7 protein-coding genes are annotated in these 7328 nt (G+C 62.1%); all 7 read right to left on the bottom strand.

Annotated features, from left to right (window positions below):
* Positions 1-7: 7 nt before the first annotated feature.
* Positions 8-370 (bottom strand): Na+/H+ antiporter subunit G, encoded by a 363-nt coding sequence (locus ACQ4OB_RS08880; RefSeq protein WP_033057651.1) that lies wholly within the window; start codon positions 368-370, stop codon positions 8-10.
* Positions 367-645 (bottom strand): K+/H+ antiporter subunit F, encoded by a 279-nt coding sequence (locus tag ACQ4OB_RS08875; protein ID WP_074875660.1) that lies wholly within the window; start codon positions 643-645, stop codon positions 367-369. The genes ACQ4OB_RS08880 and ACQ4OB_RS08875 overlap by 4 nt, the downstream gene beginning before the upstream one ends.
* The gene (locus tag ACQ4OB_RS08870) at positions 642-1130 is read right to left on the bottom strand and encodes a Na+/H+ antiporter subunit E (RefSeq protein ID WP_430955513.1); all 489 of its coding nucleotides are present in this window, start codon (positions 1128-1130) and stop codon (positions 642-644) included. The genes ACQ4OB_RS08875 and ACQ4OB_RS08870 overlap by 4 nt, the downstream gene beginning before the upstream one ends.
* Positions 1127-2809, bottom strand: a complete 1683-nt coding sequence (locus ACQ4OB_RS08865) for a monovalent cation/H+ antiporter subunit D (protein ID WP_430955512.1) — start codon at positions 2807-2809, stop codon at positions 1127-1129. Before ACQ4OB_RS08865 ends, ACQ4OB_RS08870 begins: the two co-directional genes overlap by 4 nt.
* On the bottom strand, positions 2806-3150 hold the full coding sequence (locus ACQ4OB_RS08860) for a Na+/H+ antiporter subunit C (protein ID WP_007935994.1): 345 nt from the start codon (positions 3148-3150) through the stop codon (positions 2806-2808). Before ACQ4OB_RS08860 ends, ACQ4OB_RS08865 begins: the two co-directional genes overlap by 4 nt.
* Positions 3150-6068, bottom strand: coding sequence for a monovalent cation/H+ antiporter subunit A (locus tag ACQ4OB_RS08855; protein WP_074875663.1), 2919 nt, complete (start codon positions 6066-6068; stop codon positions 3150-3152). The genes ACQ4OB_RS08860 and ACQ4OB_RS08855 overlap by 1 nt, the downstream gene beginning before the upstream one ends.
* Positions 6069-6310: 242 nt before the next feature.
* Complete coding sequence (locus ACQ4OB_RS08850) at positions 6311-7321, bottom strand: DMT family transporter (RefSeq protein ID WP_173860484.1); 1011 nt, start codon at positions 7319-7321, stop codon at positions 6311-6313.
* Between the last annotated feature and the right edge of the window lie 7 nt (positions 7322-7328).

The following is a 7328-nucleotide window of genomic DNA, read 5'->3' as shown; positions in this document are numbered from 1 at the left end:
TTCGCGTTTAACTCCCGCTCTCCGTGCGCCGACTGCTCACCTCGGCCGGCACATCATCCCCCGCCATACGCTTGCGAAACAGCGCCGCCCGCGCCAGCAACAGCGTGGTCACCGGCACCGTAATCGACAACAGAATCGGAATCAGCCAGGCATGCAGCACCGGCCCGGACTTGAGTGCCGAAAAATAAATGATCGAGGCCAGCGCCACGCACCAGGCGCCCAAGGTCGACGCCAGCGCCGGCGGGTGCATGCGCTGGAAGTAGTCCTTCATCCGCACCAGGCCAATGGCGCCGATCAGCGCAAACAGACTGCTGAGCACCAGCAGGATTGCCACCGGAATTTCAACCCACAGAGACAGTTCAGCGCTCATTCGATCACCTCGCCGCGCAGCAGGAATTTCGCCAGGGCAAACGAACCGACGAAGCCGAACAGCGCAATCAGCAGCGCCGCCTCGAAGTAAGTGTCACTGGCATAACGAATGCCCAGCGTAAGCATCATCAGCATCGCGATGATGTACAGATAATCCAGCGCCAGAACCCGGTCCTGGGCCGACGGCCCCTTGAACAGCCTGATCAGGGTCAGAATCATCGCCAGGGAAAAGAAGAACAGGCTCAGCAGGATTGCGTTCGACAGCAAGGCGCTCATTCGAAGATCTCCATCAAGGGGCGCTCGTAGGTCGCCTTGAAGTGCTGGATGAACAGCGCTTCGTCCTCCAGGTCGAAGACGTGCAGCAACAAAATGCTGCGATCCAGCGCCAGTTCCGACCAGACCGTGCCGGGGACCACGGTGCAGATCATCGACAACGCGGCCAGGCCGTTGGCATCGCGCAGGTCCAGCGGCACCTTGATGAAGCGTGAGCGCGGTGGTCGGCGGCCGGCGTTGAGCACGCCCCAGGCCACGGCGACGTTGGACACCACCACATCGCGCCCGACCAGAAAGAACAAACGCACAATCACCCCCGGCCGACGAATGCGGATCGGCAGTGGTCGCAGTTTGCGCATCATCAACGGCGCGCAGAACCCCAGCATCGCGCCCAGCAGCAGATTGCCGGGACTCATCGACAGGTTCAGGACCAGCCACAGCAACCACAGGGCCAGCGACAACCAGGGAGCAGGAAACAGACGCTTCATGGTGTCAGCTCCGCTACCGCGGCTTTGGCTTCCGGGCTTGGAATCGCACGGGTACCGAGCACCGCCATCACGTATTGCTGCGGGTTGTTCAAGGTTTGGGCGGCCGCCTGGGTGTAGCGCAGCAGCGGTTCAGCCTTGAAGGTCAGCGCAATGCTCAACCCCAGCAGCGCAATGATCGGCACGCATTCGAAACGTCGCAGCAACGGTGAAGGCCGCTCCTCGGGCGTCCAGAACCGCTGGATGCCCAAGCGCGAGAAGGCAATCAACGACGCCAGCCCGGACAGGATCAGCAACGCGAGCAAGCCCCACGCGGCGTTCGAGATCGGCTCATCGCTGCCATTGCCCAGGCCCAGCGGATTGAGCAGGGCGCTGAGCAAGCCGAGTTTGCCAATGAATCCCGAGAGTGGCGGCATGCCGATGATCAGCAGCGAGCAGGCAATGAAGCTCAACCCGAGGAAAGCCATGGTCCAGGGAATCACCTGGCCGACCACGGCTTTCTGCTCGTCATCGAGGTTGATGCCTTTGGGCGGCTGCAAGGATTTCATCGGTCGCGGCAGATCGCCGTCATCGAACAACGGCATTTCATTGGCCGAACGCGAACGCTCGATCAACTCGGCCAACAGGAACAACGCGCTCAACGCCAGGGTCGAGCTGACCAGGTAGAACAGTGCCGCGCCGATCAGGTTCGGCTGGGCGAAACCGATGGCCGACAGCAGAATCCCGGCGGACACCAGAATGCTCAGGCTGGCCAGGCGCTCAAGCCGTTGTGCGGCGAGAATCGCCACGGCGGCGCAGACGATGGTCGCCATGCCGCCGTAGATCAGCCAGTCGCCGCCAAAGTACGCCGACGCGCCAGCCTGACCGGAGAACAGCAGGGTCCACAGACGCAGCAAGGTGTAGACGCCGACCTTGGTCATGATCGCGAACATCGCCGCTACCGGTGCGCTCGCTGCGGAATAGGCCGGCACCAGCCAGAAGTTCAGCGGCCACATCCCGGCCTTGGCCAGGAACGCCACGGCCAGAATCCCCGCGCCGGCATGCAACAGGCCGCGATCGGCTTCCGGCACCAGTGGAATTTTCAACGCCAGGTCGGCCATGTTCAGGGTGCCGGTGACGCCGTAGATCAGCGCCGCGCCGATCAAAAACAGCGACGAGGCCAGCAGGTTGATCGAAATGTAATGCAGTCCCGACGACACCCGCGACCGACCCGAACCGTGGAGCATCAGGCCGTAAGAGGCCGCCAGCAGCACTTCAAAAAACACAAACAGATTGAACAGGTCCCCCGTCAGGAACGCGCCGTACAGGCCCATCATCTGAATCTGGAACAGCGCGTGGAAACTCGAACCGGCGCCGTCCCAGCGGGCCATGGCGAACAGCAGGGCGCTGACGCCGATGATCCCGGTCAGCACCAGCATCAGCGCCGACAGCCGATCGACCACCAGCACGATACCGAACGGCACTTGCCAGTTGCCCGGCAGGTACACGCCGATGGAACCGGGGACGTCCGTCTCCTGAGTCCATTGCAGCAACAGCACGGCAATGCCCAACCCCACCAGGCTGGAAAACAGGTTGATCCTGGCCTTCAGCGGACGGTGCTTTTCGCCCAGCATCAGCATCAGGGCGGCGGTCAGCAGTGGCAGCAGAATCGGTGCAGCGATCAGGTGCGGCATCAGATTCATTCTTTAGGCTCCCGGCCATCCACATGGTCGGTACCGGTCAGGCCCCGGGAAGCGAGCAGCACCACCAGAAACAACGCGGTCATGGCGAAGCTGATCACGATGGCGGTCAGCACCAGTGCTTGCGGCAGCGGGTCGGTGTAGTGCAACAGATCCTGCGGGACGCCGTCCTTGATGTTCGGTTCCTTGCCGATGAACAGACTGCCCATGCTGAAGATGAACAGATTGACGCCGTAGGACAGCAGGCACAGGCCCATCACCACCTGAAACGTCCGTGGCCGCAGGATCAGCCAGACCCCGGACGCGGCCAGCACGCCGATGGCGATTGCGATGACTTCTTCCATCAGACGGTTCCTTGCATGGCGACGGATCGAGGCAGGGCAGCGGTCTTGTGACCCCGTACCGATTGGTGAGCGAGGGCGGTGAGGATCAACAGGGTCGAACCGACCACCACGGCGTACACGCCAATATCGAAGAACAGTGCACTGGCGATGTGAATGTTACCGAACACCGGCAGTTCGAAATGCCAGGTGTGGGTGGTCAGGAACGGATACCCGACGGCCATCGCCCCGAGCCCGGTGACCGTGGCAAACAGCAAGCCGGTGCCCATCCAGCGCAGCGGTCGCAGGCTCATTTGCGCTTCGACCCACTGGGTGCCGGCGACCATGTATTGCAGGATGAACGCCACCGACATCACCAGGCCTGCGACAAAACCGCCGCCCGGTTGATTGTGGCCGCGCATGAACAGGTAGACCGACACCACGAACGCGATCGGCAGCAGCAGACGCACCAGCACCGCCGGCACCATCATGAACCCGAGCGCTGTATCGCTGGCGTGACGCGGGTTGACCAGATCGGTGACCACGTCCGGTGCCAGCAACCGCTGCTGGGCCGGTAACTGCAGGCTTTCTTTCGGAGGTCGGAAGCGTCGGAGCAGGGCGAATACGGTCAGGGCCACGGCCACCAGCACGGTAATTTCACCGAGGGTGTCGAAGCCGCGGAAGTCCACCAGCATCACGTTGACCACGTTGCTGCCGCCACCTTCGGGCAGGGCGCGACTGAGGTAGAACGAGGAAATATCGTTCGGCGTCTGGCGCGTCAGCATCGCATAGGCCAGCAGCGCCATGCCGCCACCGACCACGGTCGACAGCAGCAAGTCGCGGATACGGCGAATGCGCGCCTTGCGCAGGGTGCTCGGCAGCGGCGAGACCTCTTCGATCCGGCGCGGTAGCCAGCGCAGTCCCAGGAGGATCAACACCGTGGTCACCACTTCCACGGCCAATTGCGTCAGCGCCAGGTCCGGCGCCGAGAACCAGACGAAAGTGATGCAGGTCATCAGGCCGCAGACGCTGACCATGGTCAGGGCCGCGAGACGGTGATACTTGGCCTGCCACGCCGCGCCGAGGGCGCAGGCAATCGCCAGCAGCCAGAGGGTCACGAACACGATCGAACCCGGAATCTTCGGCCGGTCGCCCCAGCTCAGGCTACTGTGGAGCATCGGGATCAACCCGGCCAACACGGCCGCGAACACCACCAGGAACAATTGGGTTTGCAGGCGCTTGGTGCTGATCCGCCGCTCGAGACGACGGGCCAGGCGCATCATGATCACCAGGCTGTGTTCGAACAGGCGCTTGCCGTTGAACCGGCCAATGACCGGCGGGTACTTGAAACGCCCGAGTTTGAGCTGATTGCGCAACAGCAGATAAAGCACGATGCCGCAGGACATGGCGATCAGGCTCATGATCATCGGCGCGTTCCAGCCGTGCCAGATCGCCAGGCTGTATTCAGGCAAGGTGCCGCCTACCACCGGCAGGGCCGCCGCGGCCAGCAACGGGCCGACCACCTGCGCCGGGAAAATTCCCACGACCAGGCAGGCGAACACCAAAAACTCCACCGGCGCGCGCATCCAGCGTGGCGGCTCGTGTGGGGTGTGCGGCAAGTCGGTGGCGGTCGGGCCGAAGAACACGTCGACGGTAAAGCGCAACGAGTAGGCAATGCTGAAAGTGCCGGCGATGGTCGCGACGATAGGCAACGTCATCTCGATCCAGGCCGTGGCATTGATGAACACGGTTTCGGCGAAGAACATCTCTTTGGAGAGGAAGCCGTTGAGCAGCGGCACACCGGCCATCGAAGCGCTGGCGACCATGGCCAGGGTGGCGGTGAACGGGATCAGCTTGATCAGGCCGCTGAGCTTGCGAATGTCCCGGGTGCCACTTTCGTGGTCGATGATCCCGGCAGCCATGAACAGCGAGGCCTTGAACGTGGCGTGGTTGAGAATGTGAAACACCGCGGCGACAGCGGCCAGCGGACTGTTCAGGCCCAGCAGCAGAGTGATCAGGCCCAGGTGACTGATGGTCGAGTAAGCCAGCAGCCCCTTGAGGTCGTTCTGGAACATCGCGCAGTACGCGCCGAGCAACAGGGTGCAGGCACCGGCGCCGCTGACGATGTAGAACCATTGTTCACTGCCCGACAGCGACGGCCAAAGCCGTGCGAGGAGAAATACCCCGGCCTTGACCATGGTCGCCGAGTGCAGATAGGCCGAGACCGGTGTCGGTGCCGACATGGCGTGCGGCAGCCAGAAGTGGAAGGGGAATTGTGCGCTTTTGCTCAGTGCGCCGATCAGGATCAGGGGCAGCAGAATAGGGTAGAGGGCGTGTGCGCGAATCAGATCGCCGGCGGCCAGGACCTTGTCCAGGTCATAGCTGCCGACCACATGGCCGAGCAGCATGACCCCCGCCAGCAAGCACAAACCGCCTGCGCCAGTGACCATCAGCGCCATGTAAGCACCGCGTCGCGCATCGGCGCGGTGGTGCCAGTAGCCGATCAACAGGAATGAAAAGAGGCTGGTCAGCTCCCAGAAAAACACGATCTGGATCAGGTTGCCGGAGATCACCAGCCCGAGCATGGCGCCCATGAACGCCAGGAAAAACGCGAAGAAGCGCGGCACCGGATCGTCTGGCGACATGTAGTAGCGGGCGTACAACGAAACCAGGGTGCCGATGCCCAACACCAGCATCGAGAACAGCCAGGCGAAACCGTCCATGCGCAGGACGAAGTTCAGGCCCAGACTGGGCAACCAGAAAAATTCTTCGCGAATCACACCGCCATCGGCGATTTGCGGGTACAGCAGGGCGACCTGAACGGTGCCTATCAAGGCAACCAGGCCAGCCAACAAAGATTCGGTGTTACGCGCGTTGTGCGGCAGCAAGGCTGCCAGACAGCTGCCGATAAAAGGCAGAAGCAGTAGAACTATCAGGGACATAGGCTTCTAATCTGCGGAAGTTTGTGAAGCATCATACGTGCCAGTTCCCGGATCACCAAACGCCAAGCTGTCGCAGAATCCTACAAGGTAGGCGGAAAAAGCCTGATTCCCGTTGTTTCCAAGGGGGGACTTTGATCGTTCCCACGCTCTGCGTGGGAATGCAGCCCAGGACGCTCCGCGTCCCTTCTAGAGCCGAACGCGGAGCGTCCGTTGAGGCATTCCCACGCAGAGCGTGGGAACGATCAATGCTCGGCTTCGCCTTCCGGGTCGCCCTCGGTCTCAGGCGTAACAGCCTTACCCTTGGTCTTCAACTCACTGACAATCACCGCCGCCACAATCAATCCCGCACCCACCAGCGCAATCGCCGGCAACCGCTCCCCGGCAATCCTTCCGACAATCCCGGCCCACACCGGCTCACCGGCATAGATCAGCGTTGCCCGGGTCGGCGAAACGCTCTTCTGCGCCCAGTTCATCGCCACTTGAATCGCCGCACTGGCTGCGCCCAACCCCAGTGCGCTGCATAACAGCAGCCATGAGAAATCCGGAATCATTTCCTGAGTCGGCACCACCATCAAAAACGCCAGCACCGAGGTGACCGCCAATTGCACCACCGTCACCCGTCGCACATCGACCTGGCCGGCATAGGTGCTGATCAGAATGATCTCCGCCGCAATCGCCACGGCGCTGATCAACGTGGCGATTTCGCCAGGGCTGAAATTGAACGAAGCGCCGGCCGGTCCCGACAGCAACATCAACCCGGTAAACGCCAACATGATCCCGATGCTCGGCATCAACCCCGGACGCCGTCCCAGCACCAGCCATTGCAGCAACGGGACGAAGGGCACGTACAACGCGGTAATAAACGCCGACTGGCTGCTGGGAATGCTCTGCAACCCGACGGTCTGCAAACCATAACCGAGCATGATTGCCACACCGATAAAGGCCCCGGCCTTGAGTTCGAACAGGGTCAGTTCCCGCAGGTGTCGCCAGGAAAACAGCGCAACAATGATTGCCGCTGCGGCAAAGCGCAGGCCGACGAAGAACATCGGCCCGCTGACCGTCATCGCATGCTGCACCAGCAAGAAGGTCCCGCCCCAGACCATGGTGATCAGCACCAGCACGCACTCGGCTTTGCTGAACCGCGAGAAACGGGAGGAAGTGTGAGGGGGATTCACCGACGTCATGACCTTGCGCGCTACCTGAGGGGGACGCACAATGCGCCGAATGTTGCGCAGTATACTGCCCAACCCCATCAAGTGA

This window comes from Pseudomonas sp. ES4, from assembly GCF_050586665.1.
GTDB classification, from domain to species: Bacteria; Pseudomonadota; Gammaproteobacteria; order Pseudomonadales; family Pseudomonadaceae; genus Aquipseudomonas; species Aquipseudomonas frederiksbergensis.
The sequence above is the reverse complement of the archived record's forward strand: the minus strand, read 5'-3'. Positions and strand labels throughout refer to the sequence as shown.

Coding starts and splice junctions, on each gene's coding strand:
- ACQ4OB_RS08855 (WP_074875663.1), bottom strand. CDS start 6,068: ATGTCCCTGATAGTTCTACTGCTTCTGCCTTTTATCGGCAGCTGTCTG.
- ACQ4OB_RS08860 (WP_007935994.1), bottom strand. CDS start 3,150: ATGGAAGAAGTCATCGCAATCGCCATCGGCGTGCTGGCCGCGTCCGGG.
- ACQ4OB_RS08880 (WP_033057651.1), bottom strand. CDS start 370: ATGAGCGCTGAACTGTCTCTGTGGGTTGAAATTCCGGTGGCAATCCTG.
- ACQ4OB_RS08865 (WP_430955512.1), bottom strand. CDS start 2,809: ATGAATCTGATGCCGCACCTGATCGCTGCACCGATTCTGCTGCCACTG.
- ACQ4OB_RS08875 (WP_074875660.1), bottom strand. CDS start 645: ATGAGCGCCTTGCTGTCGAACGCAATCCTGCTGAGCCTGTTCTTCTTT.
- ACQ4OB_RS08850 (WP_173860484.1), bottom strand. CDS start 7,321: ATGGGGTTGGGCAGTATACTGCGCAACATTCGGCGCATTGTGCGTCCC.
- ACQ4OB_RS08870 (WP_430955513.1), bottom strand. CDS start 1,130: ATGAAGCGTCTGTTTCCTGCTCCCTGGTTGTCGCTGGCCCTGTGGTTG.